This is a genomic window from Pseudomonas sp. FBCC-B545 (assembly GCF_059134095.1).
In genome coordinates, this window is the sequence record NZ_CP101441.1 from 1332807 (window position 1) to 1356492 (window position 23686).

Here is a 23686-nt window from a genome sequence, read left to right on the forward strand (position 1 = left end):
GGTCTGGGAGAAAAAATGAGTTCAACCAAAGACCCGTGCATCAGCATCTGCAAATTCAGCGACGACATCTGCGTCGGCTGCGGTCGCAGCAAGCGTGAAATCCGCGCCTGGAAGAAACTCGACAAAGTCGACAAGCGCACGGTTCTCGCCGAAGCCGAGCTGCGGTTGTTGGCCCTCGGCGCCACCGGTCGGCGGAAAAGCAAATGACTTGGGCTTTATCGACTAGTCTGTGATGCGCAACACGCGCCATGCGCGTATGATTCGCGACCCCTTGGCGACCTATTCGCCCAAGGCCCCGCTTTCAATACCCTTCAGGCCACGCCTGAATCGACCCACCGGGAGGTGCTTACGATGAATGACCAAGACCAGAACGACAGCCAGGAAATCGGCCCAGCAGGCGAAAAGCTGCAAAAGGTGCTGGCGCGTATCGGCGTGGGCTCGCGCCGCGACGTTGAAGCCTGGATCACCCAGAAGCGCATCAAGGTCAACGGCGTCGAGGCCACCCTCGGCCAGCGCGTCGACCTGCACGATGCAATCACCATCGATGGCAAGGTGATCAAGCGTGAAGAGGCTGCCGAATCGGTGCGCCGCGTGATCATGTACAACAAGCCCGATGGCGAGATCTGCACCCGTGACGACCCGGAAGGCCGTCCGACCGTGTTCGACAAGATGCCAAAGCCTAAAGAAGGCCGCTGGATCAACATCGGTCGCCTGGACATCAACACCACCGGCTTGCTGATGTTCACCACCGACGGTGAACTGGCTAACCGCCTGATGCATCCGTCCTACGAGATGGACCGTGAATACGCTGTGCGTGTACGCGGTGAAGTCGATGACGAGATGATCGAACGCCTCAAGGCCGGCGTGGTGCTGGAAGACGGCCCTGCCAAGTTCACCGATATCAAGCAGGCTCCAGGCGGTGAAGGTTTCAACCATTGGTACCACTGCGTGGTGATGGAAGGCCGCAACCGTGAAGTGCGTCGCCTGTGGGAATCCCAGGGCTTGGTGGTCAGCCGCTTGAAACGCGTGCGTTTCGGCCCGGTGTTCCTGAATTCCGACCTGCCGATGGGCCGCTGGCGCGAAATGAGCCAGTACGAAGTCGACATCCTCAGCGCCGAAGTCGGCCTGACGCCGGTCGCGATGCCGCAGATGAATGCCAAGAGCAAGGACAAGCTTGAGCGTATGCAGCGTAAATCCTCGCGCCCAGTAGCGCGTACCGAGCGCGTGGCCCGTACCCTGCGCCCGGCGCTGAATGCACCGGCCACGGGCGGTCGTATCTCCCGTGAGCCGCAGATCGAAGGTGAGCGTCGCCCTACCGCACCGTCCCGTCAGGAAGGTGAGCGTGCTCCCCGCACACCACGTCCTGCTCGTGGCGAAGCGCCAAGCGGTGGTCGCAGCAACCGTGGTGAAGCGGATCGCCCGGCCGACAGCGCCAGTACCAAGCGTCCAGCCAAGCCAGCGGCGAACAAACGCCCTGGCCCGAAACTGGTAGCCGATGAGCCATCGGGCAAGCGCCGTGGCGCACCGGCAGGCTCCGGTCAGCGTCCTGGTTTTGGTCGCAAGAAGCCGCAGTGATCTAAGGTTGCAATGCAATCAACTGTGGGAGGGGGCTTGCTCCCGATAGCGGTGTATCAGTCACGGATGTGATGACTGACATAATGCTATCGGGGGCAAGCCCCCTCCCACATTTGGATCTTCATTAGATTTGAAATGGGGCGCTCAGAAAGCAAAAGTCCCATCAAACACCGGCTTGTCATCCAGCGCCAGTACCCCACTGGCAAAGATCAAATCCAGGTGATGGCTGCCTTTCTGCCCGCCGCCCAGGCCCAGGTGCAACCCGCAATGGCGCTCCTCGAACCCGGCGTTGCGCGCATACAGATCCTTGACCCCTTCATTGGTGCCAATGCCCAACTCCTCCACGCGACGGTTGGACGGGTTGGCATTCAGGTATTTGTTGAAGTCATCCGCCAGCCCCGGCACGTCGCTGGCCACGCTGCAAATGGTCGAATTTTCGATCCACAATTCCAGCGGTGATTGCAGCACGCCGTATTTGCGCGCAAACGGAATGGTGCTGAGGAAGGTGCCGACAAACCGCACCTGGCCGTTGATGGCTTCGCTGTGGGTGGCAATTTCACCGGGGGCCAGGTCATGGTTGCCGACGCCGTTGATATTGGTCCACTTCTTGATGCTGCTCATCGGCGCTTCCAGGCGCGAGCCGTGCTTGTCGGTGAAGCTCAGTACATTGGCCTGGGACATGCGTCGGATCAGCGTGGCGTTAAGGTCGGCGATGCGCTGCGGCTCGACGCTGAAAGTGTCGTAGAAGTAATCACCATAATCCTTGAATAGCAGGGATTTCTTCCAGTGCTCGGCCATCACGCCGTGCAGGGCTCGGATAAAGTCAGGGCCTTCAGCGCGTGGATTGGGCAGGGTCGAGGAGTCGTAGAGAAACAGGTACAGGTCGCAGGCTTCGATGGCTTTGACCAGAGTGTCGCTGGGTGCCAGGTCCAGGCGTTGCAGCTGGAAGTTGAAGCGCGCCGCGCTACCGTGGGTGATTGCCTGGGCGATGGCGTCGTAGCGCTCGGTATGGCCCAGCAGCACGGTGGGACGATGCAGGCCGCTGAGGGCCGGGTGGTGTGCGAGGTAGTAGAGAAAGTGTTCGACGGCGCGGGCCTTGTCCATGACGTGTGTCCTTCTGTGCCTGGGTAAGGGGGCAGGTGCCGTGCACAGCACCTGCCGGATGCCTGCCGGGTATTAGAAAGGCCACATCGCGGTGCCGAAAGGCACAACGGCATCGGCTTGCATCATTTCAACGGCGGCCTCATGGGTCGGCGCTTCAAACCAATCGTCGAGTTGCAGTTCGGTTTCCAGGTCTTTTTCCAGTGCTTGCATGGTGTATCTCCTAGAGGACGTTGTTTGAGAACGGCTTGCCAGCGGGCTTCGCGGGCAAGTGCAAAGAACCTAGAAGAGTGTGTTTCAGAATGCAAAAAATTTATTGACACGGTTTCATTTGGATTTTTTCTTCTGTTTTTTTGCGGATTTTTTTATTCAAGCAAAACAGTGAATTGGCTGAACCGATTCTGCGGAAAATTCTCACCGACAATTTTCTGGTAGCTGACGGTAAAAGCCGGCTGTAACGTAGATTTTCCATGATGTAACGATAAGTTTACGAGTTCGCCCTGCTAATTCAGCGTGTGCCCAACGCGTAAGGAATATCTGCCAGTTTGTCGCGGGCGCTTTGCAGGCTCGGCCTGAAGCCGTCGAGCGGTGTACAATGCGCCGCGTTTTACTGTGACCCCCCTTGCGTACCCACGCAAAAGGCCAAGACCCAGGGTTTGTTCGCCCTGATCACTCCGCCTGGCCACGAGCCGGACGGGTTCGATTTCGTCACAGATAAAAACAAACAGGTGACGCATGACCGTTAGAAAGACGCTGTACTCCTGGTGCCTGCGCTGGGGTTTGAGCGGCGCTGCTTGAGTCGGTAATTCAAGGCAGCAACCTGCATTCAACATCCTCAAACCTTGCGTGAGACCCTTTTCATGAGTGGACCCCATTCTTCTTCAGGCGAGCTGAAACGCGGCCTGAAAAACCGGCATATCCAGTTGATCGCCCTCGGGGGCGCCATCGGCACCGGCCTGTTCCTCGGCTCGGCCGGGGTGCTCAAGTCCGCCGGCCCGTCGATGATCCTGGGCTATGCCATCTGCGGCTTTATCGCCTTCATGATCATGCGCCAGCTCGGCGAAATGATCGTAGAAGAACCGGTCGCCGGTTCCTTCAGCCATTTTGCCCACAAGTACTGGGGTGGCTTCGCCGGCTTTTTGTCGGGCTGGAACTGTTGGATCCTGTATATCCTGGTGGGCATGTCGGAGCTGACGGCCGTGGGCAAGTACGTGCACTACTGGTGGCCGGAGATCCCGACCTGGGTGTCTGCGGCGGCCTTCTTCGTGCTGATCAACGTGATCAACCTGGCCAACGTCAAGGTTTTCGGTGAAGCCGAGTTCTGGTTCGCCATCATCAAGGTGGCGGCCATCGTCGGCATGATCGCCCTGGGCAGCTACCTGCTGGTCAGCGGCAGCGGCGGCCCGCAAGCCTCGGTCAGCAACCTGTGGGACCACGGCGGCTTCTTCCCCCATGGTGTCGGCGGTTTGGTGATGGCCATGGCGATCATCATGTTCTCCTTCGGCGGCCTGGAAATGCTCGGCTTTACCGCGGCCGAAGCCGACCAGCCTCGTACCGTGATCCCCAAGGCGATCAATCAGGTGATCTATCGCATCCTGATTTTCTACATCGGCGCCTTGGTGGTGCTGTTGTCGCTCACACCATGGGACAGCCTGCTGGCGACCCTCAATGCGTCCGGCGATGCCTACAGCGGGAGCCCGTTCGTGCAGGTGTTCTCGATGCTGGGCAGCAACACCGCCGCGCATATCCTCAACTTCGTGGTGCTGACCGCAGCGTTATCGGTGTACAACAGTGGCACCTACTGCAACAGCCGCATGCTGCTGGGCATGGCTGAGCAGGGCGATGCGCCCAAGGCCCTGGCGAAAATCGACAAGCGCGGCGTGCCGGTGCGTTCGATCCTGGCCTCGGCGGCGATCACCCTGGTGGCGGTGCTGATGAACTACCTGATGCCCCATGACGCGCTGGAATTGCTGATGTCCCTGGTGGTGGCCACGTTGGTGATCAACTGGGCGATGATCAGCTTCTCGCACTTCAAGTTCCGCCAGCACATGAACCGCACCGGCCAGGTGCCGCTGTTCAAGGCGCTGTGGTACCCGTATGGCAACTATGTGTGCCTGGCATTCGTGGTGTTTATCCTGGTGGTCATGCTGATGATCCCGGGGATTCAGATGTCTGTGTACGCGATCCCGGTCTGGGTGGCGTTCATGGGCGTTTGCTACTGGATCAAGAACAAGCGAAGGGGGCCACAACCCTTGGATATGGCCGCTCCTGCGGTGAAGTGATCTTCCAATGCTGTTGAGCAGACCCGGCCTTGCGCCGGGTTTGTTGTTTGAGAGGATGGGCAAGGTGCATTCGCGTATCCTGGGACTCCTTCTGGAGGACCTTGTTGCTCATGCTGGTGATTTCCAACAACGTACACTTGCCCGATGCCGAGATCGAGTTGACCGCCATTCGCGCCCAAGGTGCCGGCGGGCAGAACGTCAATAAGGTCTCGAGTGCGGTGCACCTACGCTTTGATATTCCCGCGTCGTCGTTGCCTGCGTTCTACAAGGAGCGCCTGCTGGCGTTGCGCGATAGCCGTATTACCAGCGAAGGCGTGCTGGTGCTCAAGGCCCAGCAATACCGTACCCAGGAACAGAACCGCGCCGATGCGCTGGAACGTTTGGTGGAGTTGATCCAGAGTGCCACCAAGGTCGAGAAAAAGCGTCGTCCGACCAAGCCTACCCTGGGCTCGAAGAAACGCCGCCTGGAGTCCAAGACCAAGCGCGGCAGCATCAAGGCGGGGCGCGGCAAGGTCGACTTCTAGGCGTCGCGTGTTTCGCGGGCCTTGGGCGCCTGGCGGTACAGGTAGAGGCTCAGCAGCAAGCCCGCTGCAGCAGCGAGGGCGGCGAACAGGAAGATCGACGCAAAGCCAAAACCTGCCGCCACGGCGCCAGCCAGCGGCCCGGTGATGCCCAGCGACAAGTCGATAAACAGCGAATAGGCGCCCACCGCCGAGCCACGGCTGGAGGCCGGCACCAGGTTGACCGCCTCCACCCCCAGCGCCGGGAACACCAGGGAAAAGCCGAAGCCACTCAACGCCGCACCTGCCAGTGCCAGCTGGGCATCTGGCGCCAGCCACAGCAGCAGCAGGCCGAGCACTTCCACAGACAGGCAGGCAATCGCAACCCGAAAGCCGCCAATGCGGTTGATCAAGTTGCCGAACAATAAGCGTGCGCCGATAAAGCTGGCGCCGAACAGGCTCAGGGCCCACACCGCGTTGTCCCAGTGCTGGGTGCTGTAGTACAGGGTGATAAAGGTGGCGATGGTGCCAAAGCCGATTGAGCCCAACGCCAGCGCGCAACCATGGGGTAGTACCCGGCCCAGCACATTCATGAACGGCAAGCGGACGCCAGGCACAATTGGCGCCGCTTGCTTTTTCCAGGCCAGCAGCACGCCCACTACCGCCAGCAGAATGATGCTGAAGCCCATGCTCCACAGTCCGAAATGGCTGACCATCAGCACCCCCAGCGGTGCTCCGACCGCCAGCGCGCCGTAGCTGGCGATGCCGTTCCAGGAGATGACCTTGGCCGTATTCGCCGCACCGACGCGACCGATGCCCCAGCCAATCGCGCCCGAGCCCACCAGGCTTTCAGCGCTGCCCAGCACCAGTCTACCGATCAGCAGGCTGATCAGGCTGAGCGCCGGCAGGCTGGAAAACCACGCTGCCAGCAGCATGAACACCCCGCTCAATCCGCAGCCCGCCAGGCCAATCAGCACGGCGCGCTTGCTGCCCAGGTTGTCGATAATCTTGCCGGCATAGGGACGGCTCAGCAGGGTGGCCAGGTATTGCACGCTGATCACCAGCCCGGCGATCACCGCGCCATAGCCCAACTGGCTATGGACGTAGCCCGGCAAGACGGCCAGGGGAATGCCGATATTCAGGTAGCCGATAAAGGTAAACAGCACGATGGAGACAACTTGCAGCGTGACCGCCATGGGTCGCTGGGAATCTGGCATGGGAGAGGTCCACTGTCGCAGCAGGCAAAGATAGGCTGCTAATGATACCGGCGCGCAGGCCGGGCAGGGCGGGAAAAATGTAAAACGTCAGATCAACAACACATCAAGCCTGGGCAGGGGCCAACAGTTGAGTTGTTACCAGGGCCGCCAGGGCGTTTTCCTGGGTGCCGAAGCGCTTGAGCAATGCGGCCTGCTTGTCTGCACTGAGGCGGTTCCAGATTTCGACCATCTGCAAGGCAGCGTCGAGCACGGCGGCGTCCGGGGCATCGGGAAGGGTCGTGGTCATGATGAAGGTCTCGAGTGATTCAGGCAGTGTGGAAAGCGCTCAAAGGTGCGCTTTCCACACGGTCTGGTACGGCGTCAGTCCTGGCTTTCGCGGTCGACTGGTTTTGCTTCTTTGGCCTCAGGCTGCTTGTCGCTGGCCTGCTGCGGTGTTGGCTGCTCAGTTGGGTGCAGGCTTGGGAAGGGGAGATTAGGTATCTCGTGCATCGTCGTCGCTCCTCGCAAGGTCTGTTTTTTCAATCGCAGGTGATTCCGCGCTCTCAAAAAGCCTTGGCAGGATACAGCACCGTAAATGACAAAAAGACTTTTATCTCGGCGAATTCATATTTTTTCATGGTTCAAACGCAAGTGACATGAGGTCACACCCTTAGAACGGCACCTTGCCCAGGATCATGTCGCGGTACATCACAAAATCCCCCAACAAGCTGTAGAGCGGATGCTGGAAGGTCGCCGGGCGGTTCTTTTCGAAGAAAAAGTGGCCGATCCAGGCGAAGGTGTAGCCAGCGACGGGCAAGGCCAGCAAAAGAACCAGTGAGCCCCTGCCAATGGCATACGCAAGAATGCCGATCACCAAGGTGGTGCCGATAAAGTGCAGGCGCCGACAGGTGCTGTTGCCATGCTCGCTCAGGTAGTACGGGTAGAACTCGGCAAAACTGTTGAATTTCCTGACGTTTTCCACGACTGCCGGCCCTCGGGTTGTTATACCGCCCAACAGATGTTCGGCGGGGAGCTTATTTGAGTCTAGAGTCATCGGAGGTAACGGCCAGTGACAATAGATGCCATTTTAGTATCCTTGGCTTCCTGGCTACCGTTTGAGCCTGCTTTCCAATAAGAAGACGCCATGAGCGAACGAACAACTTCTGCAAGCTGGGCGATGGGGATAGTCAAGGCACTGGAAATGGACGGCCTGGATTGCCGTGCCTTGTTCAGGCAACTGGGCCTGGATTATGCGGCGCTGAATGACCCCGACGCGCGATTCCCTCAGGATGCCATGACTCGTCTGTGGCAGCGGGCGGTGGAATTGTCGGGCAACCCGGCGATTGGCCTGAACATGGGCAAGGTAGCGCGTCCTGCCTCGTTTCATGTCGCCGGTTATGCCTTGATGTCCAGCAACACCCTGGCCGAAGGCTTTATGCGACTGGTGCGCTACCAGCGCATCATCGCCGAAAGCGCTGACTTGAGCTTCCGACTCTTGCCCGAAGGCTATGCGCTGATTCTGACGGTTCATGGCGATCACCTGCCGCCGACCCGACAAAGCGCCGAAGCCTCGTTGGCGAGCGCCCTGGCCTTGTGTGGCTGGCTTACCGGTCGCACTCTGCAACCGCGCAAAGTGCTGCTGCAGGGCGATCAACCCGCGGACCTGGCGCCGTACAAACAGGCCTTTCATGCGCCTTTGCAATTCGATGCACCTTACGACGCGCTGATCTTCGAGCAAGCCGACATGGAGGCGCCACTGCCCACCGCCAACGAAGCCATGGCGCTGTTGCACGACCGCTTTGCCGGTGAATACCTGGCGCGTTTTTCCGAAAGTCGCGTGACCCACAAGGCACGGCAGGTATTGTGCCGTCTGCTGCCCCAGGGCGAACCCAAGCGCGAAGCGGTGGCCCAGACGTTGCACCTGTCCCAGCGCACCTTGCAGCGGCGTCTGCAGGAAGAGGGCACCAGCTTCCAGGCTTTGCTCGATGACACCCGTCGCGAACTGGCCGAGCAATACCTGGCACAGCCGAACATGACCTTGCTGGAAATTGCCTACCTGCTGGGTTTTGCCGACCCGAGCAACTTTTTTCGCGCGTTTCGTCGCTGGTTTGATGCTACGCCCGGCGAATACCGGGCGCGGTTGCTGGCAATGTCGGCGGTCAGTGGCGCCAGAACGCCGGAATGCACAGCACAAACACGGTAATAATCTCCAGCCGGCCCAGCAGCATGCCCAGTGACAGGATCCACTTGGCCGCATCCGGCAGGGTGGAGAAGTTGCCGGCCGGGCCAATGGTTTCGCCAAGGCCCGGGCCGACGCCGGATACGGTACTGGCGGCGCCGGTCAGGGCAGTCATCCAGTCCACGCCCAGCAGTGACAAGGCCAGGGCGATGGTGCAGATGGTAATGGCGAAGAAAAACGAAAAGGTCAGGATCGAGCGCACAATTTCTTCGTCGAGGCGATGGCCGTTGTACTTTTGCTTGATCACTGCACGTGGGTGAATCAGTTGGTTCAAGTTGGCCTTGAGCAGGATATAGGCGACCTGGAAACGAAAGATCTTGATGCCGCCCGCCGTGGAGCCCGAGCAGCCGCCGATAAAGCCCAGGTAGAAGAACAGCATCAGTGAGAAGTTACCCCAAAGGCTATAGTCCCCCAGTGCAAATCCGGTAGTCGTCATCACCGAAGTCACGTTCAGAGCCACATGGCGCAAGGCGTCTAGCCAATGCAGGTCGGTGGTCCACCAGTACCAGGTGCCGAGTACCAGCCAAGTCACGAACAACAGGCCGAGCAAGCCTTGTACCTGCTGGTCCTTGATCAGCGCCCTACGGTTGCCGCGCAATGTGGCCACATACAAGGCGAACGGCAAGCTGCCGAGGATCATCACCACCACGGCGACCCAGTGCACCGCCGGTTGTTTCCAGTGCGCCAGGGACTCATCCGACGTGGAAAACCCACCGGTGGAAATTGCCGACATCGCGTGGTTGATCGCATCGAACAAGCCCATGCCGGCCCACCAGAATGCCAGGCTGCCGAAGATGGTGATGCCCACATACGCCGCCACGATCAGCCGCGCCACCATGTGCGAGCGGGGCATGACCTTTTCCGAGCGGTCCGAGGATTCGGTCTGGAACAGGCGCATGCCACCAATGCGCAGCAGCGGCAGGATCGCCACCGCCATGCCGATAAAGCCGATACCGCCAAGCCAGTGCAACAGCGAACGCCACATCAGGATGCCCGGTGACATGCTGTCCAGGCCGCTCAATACCGTGGAGCCGGTGGCGGTGATGCCCGACATGCTTTCGAAGAACGAGTCGGTATAGCTGATGTGCTGGGTCAGCAAAAACGGCAGGGCGGCGAAGATGCACACCACCACCCAGCTGCTGACCGTCAGCAGATACATGTCCCGGGGACGCAGGTGCACGTGTTCGGGGCGACCGGGGATGACCAGGGCCAGCCCGGCGATAAAGGTGATCAGGCTGGCCCACAGGAACGAGGGCAGGTCGCTGGTGCGTTCGAAAATCACCAGGGTGGCCATCGGGATGACCATGGCGACCGCAAGGGTGATCAGGAAGATGCCGATGATGAAACCGATGATGCGTAGGGTCGGCAACGCCATGAAGTTCGCTCGGGTGGTTGGGCAGAGGCGCCATTCTACCTGCGGTGCAGGGCATGTAAACCAGAGTGCTTGAGGTTACACGGAGCAAAATGTGGGAGGGGGGCCCCCGATAGCGGTGGGTCAGTGAAGCATGTGGTTGCTGGTCCGCTGCTGTTCGGGAGCAAGCCCCTCCCACAGGGGATCTGCAGTGTTTGAAACAGGTATAAAAAAAGCGACCCGAAGGTCGCCTTTTCAACAGCGTACGGATCAGAACTCGTGATCAGCGCTGTCCGGGTTCAAGTCGCTGATGCCCAGCTTGCCCGCAGCGGCTTCGATCGAACCGGTCTGCTTGACCAGTGCGGCGATGGCGTCACGTACGATCTGGTTGCCCGCATCGTTGCCGGCGGCGATCAGTTGGTCGTAGTGCTCGCCTTTCTCGGCGTGGTCGACCATGACCTGGATTTTCGCTTCGGTCGCCGCCAGGTCAGCCTTGAGGGCCGAATCGGCTGCCGGGTCGGCCTTGGCCACCAGGGATGACAGGCTGGCACCGCTCATCTTGGTGCCGTCAACGCGAGTGTATTCGCCCAGGTAGACGTTACGGATGCCCTTGGCATCGTAGAAGTGCGAGTAGTGGGTGTTGTCGCTGAAGCAGTCCTGCTCGTCTTCCGGCGAGTTGGCTTCCAGGGATACCTTCATGCGCTCACCGGCCAGCTCGCCCAGGGACAGGCTGCCCATGCCGAACAGCATTTTGCGCAGGCCGTCGGTGGCAGGTTCCGACTCCAGAGTGGCGCGGTAGTTGTCTTCGACGTTGGGTTTCCAGTTGCCGACCATTTCTTCCAGGTCGCTGACCAGCAGTTGGGTCACGGCGCGCAGGTAAGTGCGGCGGCGCTCGTTATGACCGCCGGTTGCACCGTCACCGGTCAGGTAATCCGAGGCCGGACGGTTGCCCGCGCCAGGGCCGGTGCCGTTGAGGTCCTGGCCCCAGAGCAGGAATTCGATGGCGTGGTAGCCGGTGGCAACGTTGGCTTCGGAACCGCCCAGCTCATTGAGGCTGGCGAGTTTTTCCGGGGTGATGTCCTTGACGTCGACCTTGTCTTCGCCGACCTGGATCTCGTTATTGGCGATGATGTTGGCGTTGGCGCCTGGGTTGCCCAGGGCGTGCTCGTAGGATTTATCGACATAGTCGATCAGTCCTTCGTCCAGGGGCCAGGCGTTCACCTGGCCTTCCCAGTCGTCGATGATGGTGTTGCCGAAGCGGAACACTTCGCTCTGCAGGTAAGGTACGCGGGCGGCGATCCAGGCGGTACGGGCCGCTTTGAGGGTTTCGTCGTTCGGGTTGGCGAGGAACGTATCGACTGCGGTCTGCAGGGTCTTTGCGGTGGATTCGGCATCGCTGTACACCGCAAACACCATGTCTGCGTAGTGCGCGACCACGGCTTTGGCAGCCGCTTCGTCGACCTGGCCTGCCGGGGCAGCTGCAGGTGCGGTAGCGCTGGCGGCTGCGGGAGCTTGAGGCGCGGCGGCCTTGTCTTTACCTTCGCCGCAGCCGGCGAGAGAAATGGCAATGGCCAGCAGACTGGCGGTGGCCAGGGGCATACGAATCATGGCGAACATCCTGCTTCGGTGGTGAATAGGGCGCGCGGGGAGCGCAAAAGCTGCGACATAATGCGAAAGATTTGCATTTTGTGTAAAGGCTTATGCGTGGGAAATATTCAGTATCGTTTTTCGCGGTCAGAGACTCACTGCGTTATTGCGCTCGGACTGTTTCAAATAAGCGGCCAACTCCCGTGCCGGCAGGGGTTTGCTGTAGTGATAGCCCTGGCCCTCATGGCAGCCCTCGGAGATGATGTAGGCCTCTTGCTCGGCGGTCTCCACGCCTTCGGCAATCACCTGCATGCCCAGGCTTTTGCCCAGTTGGATAATGGCGCGCACGATCGTGGCGTCGTCGTCGTCATCCTGAAGGTCCTGGACGAAGCTCTTGTCGATCTTGATCTTGTCCAGCGGCAGGCTTTTCAGATAGCTCAGGGATGAATAACCGGTGCCGAAGTCGTCGATGGCAATCAGCGCCCCGGAGCGGCGCAGGCTCAGCAGGTGCTGCGCGGCGGTGCTGATGTCTTCCATCAGGCCGGTCTCGGTCACTTCCAGCTCCAGGCTGCGTGGTGGCAGGCGGTAGATCTGCATCAGGTTGTTGACCACCCGCGGTAACTCGGTGTGGTGCAATTGCACGGTGGACAGGTTGACGGCCATGCGCAGTTCAGTGAAGCCCAGGTCATGCCATTCGCGCAGTTGCCGGCACGCCTGGTCCAGCACCCATTCGCCAATCGGAATAATGGTGCCGTTTTGTTCCGCCAGCGGAATAAACAAATCCGGCGGTACCAGGCCGTGTTCAGGGTGGTGCCAGCGCAGCAGGGCTTCCACGCCGACCACTCGATGGTCGCGGTAGCTGATCTGCGGCTGGTACACCAAGTGGAACTGCTCACGGCCGAGGGCCTCGCGCAGGTCCTTTTCCAGTTCGCGGCGTCGGCGCATTTCGCTGTCGACACTGGCGATATAGAACTGATAGCGATTGCGCGAGCGGCTCTTGGCCAGGGTCATGGTCTGCTCGGCTTTTTGCAGCAGCTTCTCGGTAGTGTCCCCATCTTCCGGGAACAGCGTAATGCCGATGGTGGCGCGCAAGCGAATCAGGTCATGGTCGAGTGCGAATTCCGCTTCCAGGTCATCGAGAATGCTTTGCGCCAGTTCTGCGGCTTCGTAGGGCTGGTCGATATCGGCTTGTACCAGGGCGAACTGGTCGCCGCCCAGGCGGGCGAGCGTACCGAGGCGGCCGCTGTGGGCGCGCAAGCGGTCGGCCAGGGCCAGCAGCAGTTTGTCGCCGGCCTGGTAGGTAAATTGTTCATTGACGCTCTTGAAGTCATCGAGCCCCACGCACAGTACAGCTACACGTCGTTGCCGCCGGCCAGCGTCGGTGAGGATCTTGTCCAGTTGCTCCTGCAGCTTCTGGCGGTTTGGCAGGCCGGTGAGAAAGTCGTACTGGGCCATGCGCAACAGGCTCGACTCCGCTTCGTGGCGCAGGTGGGTATTGCGCTCGATGGATTCGAGCAACTGGTTGGCGGTATTTATCCACAGTCCCAGCTCGTTGCGTTCGTGCCCCTTGAGCTGAGGGATCTTGTGCTCGCTGGGGCGGTCGGGATTGATCGAGGTCAGATGCTCGATAATCCGTGACAGCGGCTTGGTCAGCAGCCAGTGATAGACCAGGTACAGCACCAGGCCCATGGCCAGCGCGCGCAGGACGCCGGAAATAAAGATGATCACCGAACTGACAATAAAGCCGTTGCCGTAGGTGGCCGTATCGAGAGTGATACTCAGGTCGCCGTAATACTCGCTATAAGGACCCTTGCCGACCAATGCAGTGGTGAATGTGCGTTCCTGGCCGAGAATCAGGTCGGTCAACCAACGGCTGGGGGACTGCTGCAAGGCGCGGCTTTTTTCCGCGAGCATGGTCTCGTTGGGGTGACCGATAGAAGCCATGCGCACCGCGTCGTCCTGGAACAGGCCCTCAATCACCTGCATGCCCATTTCGCGATCCAGGCTGTAGACGGCCTGGGTCGAGGGGTCGCGAAACATGTCGAGAATACGTTGGGCATCGCCGGCCACGGCCTGGCGTGTCTTGTAGGCATCGAAAACGATCTGCGCCACGCTCAGCGCCACGCCCACGATTAAGGCCGACAGCAGCGCAACCCGTAGCAACTTCACCGACAAGCTGTTCTTGAGTTCCAGCTTCAAAGGGGCATTCCTTGTCTCATGCGGGTGGCCTTCAATATGCCATGAGTATTGGCAATCTGATGATGGCAGTCAAAGGGACATTGGGGCCTGGGCTCAATTGAGGTTTTGGCTGGACAAACTTATAGAAGGGTAGGGGGCTCAAAGCCCGGCCAGGGGAGAAGGCGGAGGAGATCCGCCTTCGAGTTGGGGACGATTAAAAGTTGACCTGACCCTCGGGCTGTTGTTCTTCCCCACCGATCTTCGCGCCTTCACCGGCCATGTCCAGAGCTTTGTTGCAAGCGTCCATTGCGCCGTTTGCCAGGTCCAGCCCTTTATCAACAATACCCGCTACCATTGGGGCTGCACCTGCAATTCCTGCTGCCATCGAAATAGGATCCATCGTCATTCTCCACATTTGAATTAGGAGGCTTATTCCTCCTGGCGTTTGTGTGGTGAATTGTTACTGTTGAGTTCCGTGTTTCTGGCGTGTCTATCTGGCGCGCAAAAAAAAGCCCGGCAATCGCCGGGCTCTCTTCAATGCACGTGCTGCTTAGGCAGTGAAGGTCTTGCCTTCGAACTGCTCAGCCACGAACTTCCAGTTGACCAGGTTCCAGAACGCTTCCACATACTTCGGACGCACGTTGCGGTAGTCGATGTAGTAAGCGTGTTCCCACACGTCGCAGGTCAGCAGCGGGGTATCGCCGCTGGTCAGCGGGTTGCCGGCGCCGATGGTGCTGGCCAGGGCCAGGGAGCCGTCAGCCTTTTTCACCAGCCAGCCCCAGCCGGAACCGAAGGTGCCAACGGACGTCTTGGTGAATTCTTCCTTGAACTTGTCGAACGAACCGAACGCTGCGTTGATGGCTTCAGCCAATGCGCCGGTCGGTTGGCCGCCGGCGTTTGGCGCCAGGCAGTTCCAGTAGAAGGTGTGGTTCCAGACTTGAGCGGCGTTGTTGAAGATGCCGCCCGAGGAAGACTTGACGATCTCTTCCAGGGTCTTGCCTTCGAACTCGGTGCCTGGCACCAGGTTGTTCAGGTTCACGACATAGGTGTTGTGGTGCTTGTCGTGGTGGTATTCCAAGGTTTCCTTGGAGATGTGCGGCTGCAGGGCATCGTGTGCGTAGGGCAGCGGCGGCAATTCGAAAGCCATGATGATTCTCCTAATCAGGTCAGTTGCGGTGAGCGCAAGGCCGATCACGGGCGGCCAGACATGCGCCGGGGAGTTTGTACTCTTTGCGGCGCAGGAGTCCGATCATAGCACCGGGGGTGCGGCATAACCACGCAACAACTGTGTGGGATAGAGGTTCCAGAGCGTTTTGGAATATTTGTCAGGCGCTGATCAATTGATAGGCCACCGTGAACATCATCACCGCGACCAGCAAGTCCAGCAGGCGCCAGGTGGCCGGGCGTGCCAGCCAGGGCGCCAGCCACGCCGCGCCGAGCGCCAGGGTGGTGAACCACAGGAGCGACGCACTGGCTGCGCCGGCCACGTAGGCGCCCGGCTCTGTTTGTTGCGCGCCCAGGGTGCCGATCAGCAGGACGGTGTCCAGGTACACATGAGGGTTAAGCAGGGTCACCGCCAGTGCGCTCAACAGGACGGCGCGCAACGAGCGGGTCTTGAGGCTGGCTCCCTGATCCAGGCTTTGCTTCGAAAAGGCCCTGCGCAGCGCGCACGCGCCATACCAGAGCAGGAACGCCGCACCGCCCCAGCGCGCCACCGCCAGCAGTATCGGGCTTTGGGCCAGGACAGTGGCCAGGCCGAACACTCCCGCGGCCACCAGCAGCGCATCGCAGATCACGCACAAGGCCGCGACGGGCAAATGATGCTCGCGGCGCAGGCTTTGCGCGAGGACGAATGCGTTCTGCGTTCCGATTGCCATGATCAGCCCGAGGGCCACCAGCAATCCATTCATATAGCTCTGCCACATACTGAAAGATCCTTTTTAATGCTCAAACGGTGCTGGCTATGATGCGCATCGTGCCTGTATAAGAAAAACCAATATTGCTGATCGCTCATTAGAGAAACTGATGTTCGACTATAAATTGCTGTCTGCCCTGGCGGCAGTGGTGGAACAGGCCGGCTTTGAACGTGGCGCCCATGTATTGGGGTTGTCGCAGTCGGCCATCTCCCAGCGCATCAAGTTGCTGGAAGCGCGTATCGGCCAGCCGGTGCTGGTGCGCGCTTCGCCGCCGACGCCCACCGATGTCGGTCGGCGCTTGCTCAACCATGTGCAACAGGTGCGCTTGCTCGAGCGCGACCTGCAAAGCCAGGTGCCGGCCCTCGACGAGGAGGGCATGCCCGAACGCCTGCGCATCGCCCTAAATGCGGACAGCCTCGCCACCTGGTGGGCAGAGGCCGTCAGCGATTTCTGCGCCGAACAGCACTTGCTGCTGGACCTGGTGGTGGAAGACCAGACGGTTGGCCTCAAGCGCATGCGTGCCGGTGAAGTGGCCGCCTGTATCTGTGCCAGCGAGCGCCCGGTGGCCGGTGCGCGCAGCCTGTTGCTGGGCGCCATGCGGTATCGCGCGCTGGCGAGCCCGGCCTTTATTGCCCGGCATTTTCCCGAGGGCGTGCGGGCCGATCAATTGGCGCGCACGCCTGCGCTGGTGTTCGGCCCGGATGATTTCCTGCAACACCGCTACCTGGCATCCCTCGGGGTGGACGGCGGTTTCGAACACCATCTATGCCCGTCATCCGAAGGATTTATCCGCCTGACGGAAGCCAGCCTGGGCTGGGGCCTGGTGCCTGAATTGCAGGTGCGTGACCAGCTGGAAACCGGCGCATTGGTCGAGTTATTGCCAGATAAGCCCATCGACGTGCCGCTCTACTGGCATCATTGGCGCAGTGGCGGGCAACTGTTGGGCCTGTTGACTGAACATCTGGCCCAGGCGTGTGGCCAATGGTTGGTGCCGTTGGAGTAGCGGCAGGCGTCAAGGCAACAGCGATGAAAAACGAAAGAACACGGAGCACTACATGAAAATTCTGGTCACCGGCGCAAGCGGCTTCATCGGCGGGCGCTTTGCGCGCTTCGCCCTTGAGCAGGGCCTGGATGTGCGGGTCAACGGGCGGCGCGCCGAAGGTGTGGAACACCTGGTACGGCGTGGTGCCGAGTTTATCCAGGGTGATTTGAATGATGCCGACTTGGTGCGCGACCTGTGCCGCGATGTCGAAGCCGTGGTGCATTGTGCGGGCGCCGTCGGGCTGTGGGGTAAGTACCAGGACTTCCACCAGGGTAATGTGCTGGTCACCGAAAACGTGGTCGAAGCCTGCCTCAAGCAGCGTGTCGGCCGCCTGGTGCACCTGTCGTCGCCATCCATTTACTTCGATGGTCGCGATCACCTGAGGCTCACTGAAGAGCAAGTGCCCAAGCGCTTCAAGCATCCCTATGCCGCCACCAAGTACCTGGCCGAGCAGAAAGTCTTCGGAGCCCAGGAGTTTGGCCTTGAGGTGCTGGCCCTGCGCCCGCGTTTCGTTACCGGTGCCGGCGACATGAGCATCTTCCCGCGCCTGTTGAAAATGCAGCGCAAAAATCGCCTGGCTATTGTGGGGAACGGTCTGAACAAGGTCGACTTCACCAGCGTGCATAATCTCAATGAGGCGTTGCTCAGCAGCCTGCTCGCCCCCGGCTCGGCGTTAGGCAAGGCCTACAACATCAGCAACGGTGCGCCGGTGCCAGTGTGGGACGTGGTCAACTACGTGATGCGACAAATGGAGCTGCCCCAAGTGACCCGGTATCAATCCTACGGTTTGTCCTACAGCGTGGCAGCCTTGAATGAGGCATTTTGCGCCATGTGGCCGGGGCGGCCGGAGCCGGCGTTATCGCGCCTGGGCATGCAGGTAATGAACAAGGATTTCACCCTCGATATCAGCCGCGCCAGGCATTATCTCGACTACGAGCCCAAGGTCAGCCTGTGGACCGCGCTCGACGAATTCTGCAGCTGGTGGAAGGCCCAGGACTCGGGCTTCAAATAAGCTCATAACCAGCAATATATGGGGAACCGAATTCGCGGTTCCGGGTCGATCCATGCGCCGCGAGTACGGTTTATACTCCTGCCGCTCGGCTTTGCAGCCAGCCATCTCATTGATTCAGGGTAGATTCATGCGTAACGATGCAAACGATGATCTCGATAACGTTCCCACCCTGCGGGCCGACCATGGGGACGACGATGATTTCGTGCCGACGCCCGCCACGTCGGTGCGCTCGCGAGCGACGCCCGTGGTCAAGGTCAAGAGCGCCAGCACCGGCCCATTGTGGGCATTGGTCGGCGCACTGTTGATCGCCTTTGCTGGCCTCGCCTGGTGGAGCTTCCAGCAGATTTCGCTGATGGGCCAGCAGTTGGTCGCCACCCAGGAAAGCTTCGCCCGGATCAGCGAGGAAGCGGCGGGGCGCCTGCAGGCTATCTCGGGCAAGGTGGTAGCCAGCGAAGCCAACGTGAACAACGGCAGCGAAGCGTTGAAACTGCAGATCAAGCAGTTGCAGGACCAGTTGCAGGAGCAGGGCAAGCAACAGATGGGCGTTGCCGGCCAAGCTACCGAGCTGGACAGCCGCTTGGCCCAGATGACCGCCAGCACCACCGAACTGACAGCGGCGAACGCCAAGTTGCAAGGCGAGGTGCAAGCCCTGACCGATGCCGTTGCTACGCTCAAGGCGGCGCAAGGCGAGATCAAGGACCTGTCCACCGAGGTGGCGGCTTTGAAAAAGCAGGGCAACCCAAGCGCGGCCATCGCCCGCCTCGAGCAGGACGTGCTGGTACTCAAGAGCGCCCAGGAAAACCAGCCTGCCAACCTCGATGCGCCGACCAACAAGGAGTTCGATGTGTTCCGCATCCAGACCACCCGCAATATCACCACCTTGCAGAGTCAGGTGCAGAATCTTAACCAGCGCCTGAATGCACCTGCGGCGATTACTCCGTTGGGTCAATGACCACAGTTATAGGCTGTGAGTGATATCCAAATGTGGGAGGGAGCAAGTCGAATCGTCGCACCGCCCCTCCCACATTTTGGATTTTCACTTGGAGATTGATTGTCACCAAGTAGTGACATTTCTTTTCCCCTTCGTTACTTGCCCCTCCTGCGCCCTTGTTTAGACTCCGGTCATTCCACAAAAAACAATAAGGGCCACCCATGACCACCCAACCACTGCCTGCCAGCAGTTGGCTGAACGCACCTGCCCATCATGCCTGGCTTGCCGCCGAAGGCCAGCGCCTGCTGGCGTTTGCCAAGGCATCGCGGCTGCCGGACGGTTTCGGCAACCTGGACGATAAAGGCCAACTGCCGGCCAATGCCCACGCCGAAACCATGAACACCGCCCGTATGACCCACAGTTTCGCCATGGCCCATGCCATGGGGCTGCCTGGTTACGCCGAGTTGGTAGCGCATGGTGTGACGGCCCTCAGCGGCCCGCTGCGCGACAGTGAGCACGGTGGCTGGTTTGCCGCACCTAAAGCCCTTGATGGCAACACCGGCAAGGCTGCTTACCTGCATGCCTTCGTCGCCCTGGCCGCCAGCTCTGCCGCAGTGGCCGGCGCGCCCGGCGCGCAGGCCTTATTGAACGACGCCATCCATATCATCGACCAGTTCTTCTGGAACGAGGAGGAGGGCGTCATGCTCGAATCCTTCGCCCAGGACTGGAGCGGCGTCGAAGCCTATCGCGGCGCCAACAGCAACATGCACGCGACGGAAGCCTTTCTGGCCCTGGCCGACGTCACCGCAGATACCCGTTGGCTGGACCGCGCGCTGCGCATCGTCGAACGGGTGATCCATACCCACGCCGCCGGCAGCCAGTTCATGGTGATCGAGCATTTCGACGCGCAGTGGAAGCCGCTGCCGGGCTACAACCAGGACAACCCCGCCGATGGCTTTCGCCCTTATGGCATCACCCCTGGCCACGGTTTCGAATGGGCCCGGCTGGTGTTGCACCTTGAAGCCTCGCGCTTGCAGGCAGGGCTCAGCACGCCAGACTGGCTGGTAAGCGACGCGAAAAACCTGTTTGCCAGTGCCTGTGAATACGCCTGGGCGGTGGATGGCGCTGCCGGCATCGTCTACACCCTGGACTGGGACCATCGCCCGGTGGTGCGCGAGCGTCTGCACTGGACCCACGCCGAAGCCAGCGCCGCCGCGCAAGCCTTGCTCAAGCGTACCGGCGAGCTGCATTACGAGACCTGGTACCGGCGATTCTGGGAGTTTTGCGAAACCCACTTTATCGACCGCATCAACGGCAGCTGGCACCACGAGCTCAGCCCCCACAACCAGCCCAGCAGCAAGATCTGGGGTGGCAAACCGGACCTGTACCATGCCTGGCAAGCGGTGATGCTGCCGGCGCTACCCTTGTCACCCAGCATGACCAGCGCTTTAGCTCAGGGTGGTTATGTCACCAAGTGGTGACATTTGTACGTCCCTTTGTTACCTGCACCCTGGAAATCCATGTTTAAACTCCGTGCAGCGCAAGCTCTAGACTTGCATGCATAACAACAAGAAAAGGTACTCAGATGAACGCGATTAATCGCCTCGCCGTCGCTATTTCCATTGCCTCGTTGTTTCCCCTCAGTGCACTTGCCGCCGACTCCAAGGGTACGGTTGAAGTGGTGCATTGGTGGACCTCAGGCGGTGAGAAAGCGGCTGTGGATGTGCTGAAGGCCCAAGTTGAGAAAGACGGCTTCACCTGGAAAGACGGTGCCGTAGCAGGTGGCGGTGGTGCCACCGCGATGACCGTGCTGAAAAGCCGTGCGGTCGCCGGCAACCCACCAGGTGTTGCCCAGATCAAGGGGCCCGACATCCAGGAATGGGCGTCCACTGGCCTGCTCGACACCGACGTGCTCAAGGACGTCGCCAAAGCAGAAAAATGGGATTCTTTGCTCGACAAGAAAGTCTCCGACACCGTCAAGTACGACGGTGACTACGTTGCCGTACCGGTCAACATCCACCGCGTGAACTGGCTGTGGATCAACCCGGAAGTCTTCAAGAAAGCCGGTATCACCAAGAACCCCACCACCCTCGAAGAATTCTACGCAGCCGGCGACAAGCTCAAGGCCGCGGGTTTCATTGCGCTCGCCCACGGTGGCCAGCCTTGGCAGGACAGCACCGTGTTCGAAGCGGTGGTGCTGTCGGTGATGGGCGCCGATGGCTACAAGAAAGCCCTGGTCGACCTGGATAACGGCGCACTGACTGGCCCGGAAATGGTCAAGGCCCTCACCGAACTGAAGAAAGTCGCGACCTACATGGACGTCGACGGCAAAGGCCAGGACTGGAACCTCGAGGCCGGCAAGGTCATCAACGGCAAGGCCGGCATGCAGATCATGGGTGACTGGGCCAAGTCCGAGTGGACTGCGGCCAAGAAAGTCGCCGGCAAGGACTACGAGTGCGTAGCCTTCCCGGGCACCGACAAAGCCTTCACCTACAACATCGACTCCCTGGCGGTGTTCAAGCAGAAAGACAAAGGCACTGCCGCGGGTCAGCAGGACATCGCCAAAGTCGTGCTGGGTGAGAACTTCCAGAAGGTGTTCAGCATCAACAAGGGCTCGATCCCTGTGCGTAACGACATGCTGAACAAAATGGATTCCTACGGTTTTGATTCCTGCGCCCAGACCGCCGCCAAGGACTTCCTGGCCGATGCCAAGACCGGTGGCCTGCAGCCAAGCATGGCGCACAACATGGCCACTACCCTGGCGGTGCAAGGTGCGTTCTTTGACGTAGTGACCAACTACATCAACGACCCGAAAGCCGACCCGGCCGACACCGCCAAGAAGCTTGGCGCGGCGATCAAGTCGGCCAAGTAACGCAGCTATCTGTAGGAGCGAGCTTGCTCGCGAAAAACTCAAGGTCACCGCGTTCATCCTGTATGCACGCGCTATCGTTGAAGTCCTTCGCGAGCAAGCTCGCTCCTACAGGGTTCGGTCTACCTGTTAGTTCTTTTTCCCTGTACTGGATTTCCCCATGAGTTCTGTTGCTGTGTTCAGCAAGGCCTCGCCGTTCGATGCACTGCAACGCTGGCTGCCCAAACTGGTGCTGGCGCCGAGCATGTTCATCGTGTTGGTGGGCTTTTATGGCTACATCCTGTGGACGTTCGTGCTGTCGTTCACCACCTCCACGTTCCTGCCCAGCTACAAGTGGGCGGGCCTGGCGCAGTATGAGCGGTTGTTCGACAACGACCGCTGGTGGGTCGCGAGCAAGAACCTGGCCGTGTTCGGCGGCATGTTCATTGGCATCACCCTGGTGATCGGGGTGACGCTGGCGATTTTCCTCGACCAGAAAATCCGCCGTGAAGGCTTCATCCGTACCATTTACCTGTACCCGATGGCGCTCTCGATGATCGTCACCGGTACCGCCTGGAAATGGCTGCTCAACCCGGGCATGGGCCTGGACAAACTCCTGCGCGATTGGGGCTGGGAAGGCTTCCGTCTCGATTGGCTGATCGACCCGGACCGCGTGGTCTATTGCCTGGTGATTGCTGCCGTGTGGCAAGCTTCCGGTTTCATCATGGCGATGTTCCTGGCCGGCCTGCGCGGCGTCGACCAGTCGATCATCCGCGCCGCTCAGATCGACGGTGCCAGCCTGCCGCGTATCTACTGGAGCGTGGTGCTGCCCAGCCTGCGTCCGGTGTTTTTCAGTGCGGTAATGATCCTGGCGCACATTGCGATCAAGAGCTTTGACCTGGTGGCCGCCATGACTGCCGGCGGCCCGGGTTATTCGTCCGACCTGCCGGCGATGTTCATGTACTCGTTCACCTTCAGTCGTGGCCAGATGGGCATGGGCTCGGCCAGTGCAATCCTGATGCTCGGTGCGATCCTCGCGATCATCGTGCCGTACCTGTATTCCGAGCTGAGGACCAAGCGTAATGACTAGTCTCGTTGCCAAACCTGCCATCAGCCTGAGCCGCATCGCGATCTACGCGGTGCTGATCCTGGCGGTGCTGCTGTACCTGGTACCGCTGGTGGTGATGCTGCTCACCAGCTTCAAGACCCCGGAAGACATCAGCACCGGCAACCTGCTGAGCTGGCCGACCGTGGTCAGCGGCATCGGCTGGGTCAAGGCCTGGGCCACCGTGGATGGCTACTTCTGGAACTCGATCAAGATCACCGTGCCGGCGGTACTGATTTCCACCGCCATCGGTGCCTTGAACGGCTATGTGCTGTCGTTCTGGCGTTTCCGGGGCTCGCAGTTGTTCTTCGGGCTGTTGCTGTTCGGCTGCTTCCTGCCATTCCAGACCGTGCTGCTGCCGGCGTCGTTCACCCTCGGCAAGATGGGCCTGGCCAGCACTACCACCGGCCTGGTGTTTGTGCACGTGGTCTACGGCCTGGCGTTCACCACGCTGTTTTTCCGTAACTACTACGTGAGCATTCCGGATGCACTGATCAAGGCCGCACGCCTGGATGGCGCGGGGTTCTTCACTATCTTCCGCCAGATCATCCTGCCGATGTCGACGCCGATCATCATGGTCTGCCTGATCTGGCAGTTCACCCAGATATGGAACGACTTCCTGTTCGGCGTGGTGTTCTCCAGCGGCGACTCCCAGCCCATTACGGTGGCGCTGAACAACCTGGTCAATACCAGCACCGGGGCCAAGGAATATAACGTGGATATGGCGGCGGCGATGATCGCCGGGCTGCCGACCCTGCTGGTCTATGTGATCGCAGGCAAGTATTTCGTGCGCGGCCTTACGGCCGGCGCGGTCAAGGGGTAA

General features: G+C 60.2%; 24 protein-coding genes. 12 read left to right on the forward strand and 12 right to left on the reverse strand.

The features are described from left to right. Positions 1–15: 15 nt before the first annotated feature. Positions 16–207: a DUF1289 domain-containing protein gene (locus NMB39_RS06120; RefSeq protein WP_005790815.1), complete on the forward strand. Its 192-nt coding sequence runs from the start codon at positions 16–18 to the stop codon at positions 205–207. Positions 208–351: 144 nt separating this feature from the next. Next, positions 352–1575 (forward strand): 23S rRNA pseudouridine(2605) synthase RluB, encoded by a 1224-nt coding sequence (gene rluB / locus NMB39_RS06125; RefSeq protein WP_057013687.1) that lies wholly within the window; start codon positions 352–354, stop codon positions 1573–1575. A 144-nt stretch (positions 1576–1719) separates the two neighbouring features. Here the strand turns inward: rluB and NMB39_RS06130 are convergent, their stop codons facing one another. Then, the gene (locus tag NMB39_RS06130) at positions 1720–2679 is read right to left on the reverse strand and encodes a CgnE/CgnB domain-containing protein (RefSeq protein ID WP_057023818.1); all 960 of its coding nucleotides are present in this window, start codon (positions 2677–2679) and stop codon (positions 1720–1722) included. 72 nt (positions 2680–2751) lie between these two features. Then, entirely contained in the window at positions 2752–2889 is a 138-nt protein-coding gene (locus NMB39_RS06135; RefSeq protein WP_003237751.1) for a hypothetical protein, read from the reverse strand. A gap of 647 nt (positions 2890–3536) precedes the next feature. On the opposite strand from NMB39_RS06135, the gene NMB39_RS06140 reads away from it, so the two are divergent. Both NMB39_RS06140 and arfB read left to right on the forward strand, forming a co-directional pair. Further along, the gene (locus NMB39_RS06140; protein WP_057023820.1) at positions 3537–4958 is read left to right on the forward strand and encodes an amino acid permease; all 1422 of its coding nucleotides are present in this window, start codon (positions 3537–3539) and stop codon (positions 4956–4958) included. A 110-nt stretch (positions 4959–5068) separates the two neighbouring features. After that, entirely contained in the window at positions 5069–5482 is a 414-nt protein-coding gene (gene arfB, locus NMB39_RS06145) for an alternative ribosome rescue aminoacyl-tRNA hydrolase ArfB (RefSeq protein ID WP_057013684.1), read from the forward strand. Here arfB and NMB39_RS06150 read toward each other — a convergent pair. From NMB39_RS06150 to NMB39_RS06165, 4 genes are all read right to left on the reverse strand, one after another. Beyond that, the gene (locus NMB39_RS06150; protein WP_367236657.1) at positions 5479–6675 is read right to left on the reverse strand and encodes an MFS transporter; all 1197 of its coding nucleotides are present in this window, start codon (positions 6673–6675) and stop codon (positions 5479–5481) included. The two genes, arfB and NMB39_RS06150, sit on opposite strands and share 4 nt — an antisense overlap. A 103-nt stretch (positions 6676–6778) precedes the next feature. Beyond that, the gene (locus NMB39_RS06155; protein ID WP_057023822.1) at positions 6779–6961 is read right to left on the reverse strand and encodes a hypothetical protein; all 183 of its coding nucleotides are present in this window, start codon (positions 6959–6961) and stop codon (positions 6779–6781) included. Between the two features lie 74 nt (positions 6962–7035). Beyond that, positions 7036–7164 (reverse strand): hypothetical protein, encoded by a 129-nt coding sequence (locus tag NMB39_RS06160; RefSeq protein ID WP_255320444.1) that lies wholly within the window; start codon positions 7162–7164, stop codon positions 7036–7038. 160 nt (positions 7165–7324) lie between these two features. Continuing rightward, the gene (locus NMB39_RS06165; protein ID WP_057023824.1) at positions 7325–7636 is read right to left on the reverse strand and encodes an Mpo1-like protein; all 312 of its coding nucleotides are present in this window, start codon (positions 7634–7636) and stop codon (positions 7325–7327) included. Positions 7637–7798: 162 nt separating this feature from the next. On the opposite strand from NMB39_RS06165, the gene NMB39_RS06170 reads away from it, so the two are divergent. Continuing rightward, positions 7799–8857 (forward strand): AraC family transcriptional regulator, encoded by a 1059-nt coding sequence (locus tag NMB39_RS06170; RefSeq protein ID WP_057023825.1) that lies wholly within the window; start codon positions 7799–7801, stop codon positions 8855–8857. On the opposite strand, the gene NMB39_RS06175 is transcribed toward NMB39_RS06170, so the two are convergent. The 6 genes from NMB39_RS06175 to NMB39_RS06200 all read right to left on the reverse strand — a co-directional run bounded on the left by NMB39_RS06175 (position 8814) and on the right by NMB39_RS06200 (position 15934). Next, positions 8814–10268: a TrkH family potassium uptake protein gene (locus NMB39_RS06175; protein ID WP_057013678.1), complete on the reverse strand. Its 1455-nt coding sequence runs from the start codon at positions 10266–10268 to the stop codon at positions 8814–8816. The two genes, NMB39_RS06170 and NMB39_RS06175, sit on opposite strands and share 44 nt — an antisense overlap. A 246-nt stretch (positions 10269–10514) precedes the next feature. After that, the gene (locus tag NMB39_RS06180) at positions 10515–11852 is read right to left on the reverse strand and encodes an imelysin family protein (protein WP_057013677.1); all 1338 of its coding nucleotides are present in this window, start codon (positions 11850–11852) and stop codon (positions 10515–10517) included. A gap of 126 nt (positions 11853–11978) precedes the next feature. Next, positions 11979–14030, reverse strand: a complete 2052-nt coding sequence (locus NMB39_RS06185) for a putative bifunctional diguanylate cyclase/phosphodiesterase (protein ID WP_057013676.1) — start codon at positions 14028–14030, stop codon at positions 11979–11981. A gap of 193 nt (positions 14031–14223) precedes the next feature. Continuing rightward, positions 14224–14409: a hypothetical protein gene (locus NMB39_RS06190; RefSeq protein ID WP_124356236.1), complete on the reverse strand. Its 186-nt coding sequence runs from the start codon at positions 14407–14409 to the stop codon at positions 14224–14226. 150 nt (positions 14410–14559) lie between these two features. Further along, the gene (locus NMB39_RS06195; RefSeq protein ID WP_003212997.1) at positions 14560–15156 is read right to left on the reverse strand and encodes a superoxide dismutase; all 597 of its coding nucleotides are present in this window, start codon (positions 15154–15156) and stop codon (positions 14560–14562) included. A 178-nt stretch (positions 15157–15334) separates the two neighbouring features. After that, complete coding sequence (locus tag NMB39_RS06200; protein ID WP_057023828.1) at positions 15335–15934, reverse strand: LysE/ArgO family amino acid transporter; 600 nt, start codon at positions 15932–15934, stop codon at positions 15335–15337. Positions 15935–16034: 100 nt separating this feature from the next. Between NMB39_RS06200 and NMB39_RS06205 the strand changes: the two genes are divergently transcribed. The 7 genes from NMB39_RS06205 to NMB39_RS06235 all read left to right on the forward strand — a co-directional run bounded on the left by NMB39_RS06205 (position 16035) and on the right by NMB39_RS06235 (position 23686). Further along, positions 16035–16928, forward strand: coding sequence for a LysR family transcriptional regulator ArgP (locus tag NMB39_RS06205; RefSeq protein ID WP_494339527.1), 894 nt, complete (start codon positions 16035–16037; stop codon positions 16926–16928). Positions 16929–16980: 52 nt separating this feature from the next. Continuing rightward, complete coding sequence (locus NMB39_RS06210) at positions 16981–17979, forward strand: NAD-dependent epimerase/dehydratase family protein (protein ID WP_494339526.1); 999 nt, start codon at positions 16981–16983, stop codon at positions 17977–17979. A gap of 127 nt (positions 17980–18106) precedes the next feature. Then, positions 18107–18931 carry an ATPase gene (locus NMB39_RS06215; RefSeq protein ID WP_494339525.1) on the forward strand — a complete coding sequence of 275 codons (825 nt, stop codon included), beginning with the start codon at positions 18107–18109 and terminating at the stop codon, positions 18929–18931. A 200-nt stretch (positions 18932–19131) separates the two neighbouring features. Next, entirely contained in the window at positions 19132–20391 is a 1260-nt protein-coding gene (locus tag NMB39_RS06220) for a D-mannose isomerase (RefSeq protein ID WP_494339524.1), read from the forward strand. 104 nt (positions 20392–20495) lie between these two features. After that, the gene (locus tag NMB39_RS06225; RefSeq protein WP_494339523.1) at positions 20496–21782 is read left to right on the forward strand and encodes an ABC transporter substrate-binding protein; all 1287 of its coding nucleotides are present in this window, start codon (positions 20496–20498) and stop codon (positions 21780–21782) included. A gap of 157 nt (positions 21783–21939) precedes the next feature. Then, entirely contained in the window at positions 21940–22848 is a 909-nt protein-coding gene (locus NMB39_RS06230; protein ID WP_034115703.1) for a carbohydrate ABC transporter permease, read from the forward strand. Further along, the gene (locus tag NMB39_RS06235; RefSeq protein ID WP_056847651.1) at positions 22841–23686 is read left to right on the forward strand and encodes a carbohydrate ABC transporter permease; all 846 of its coding nucleotides are present in this window, start codon (positions 22841–22843) and stop codon (positions 23684–23686) included. The genes NMB39_RS06230 and NMB39_RS06235 overlap by 8 nt, the downstream gene beginning before the upstream one ends.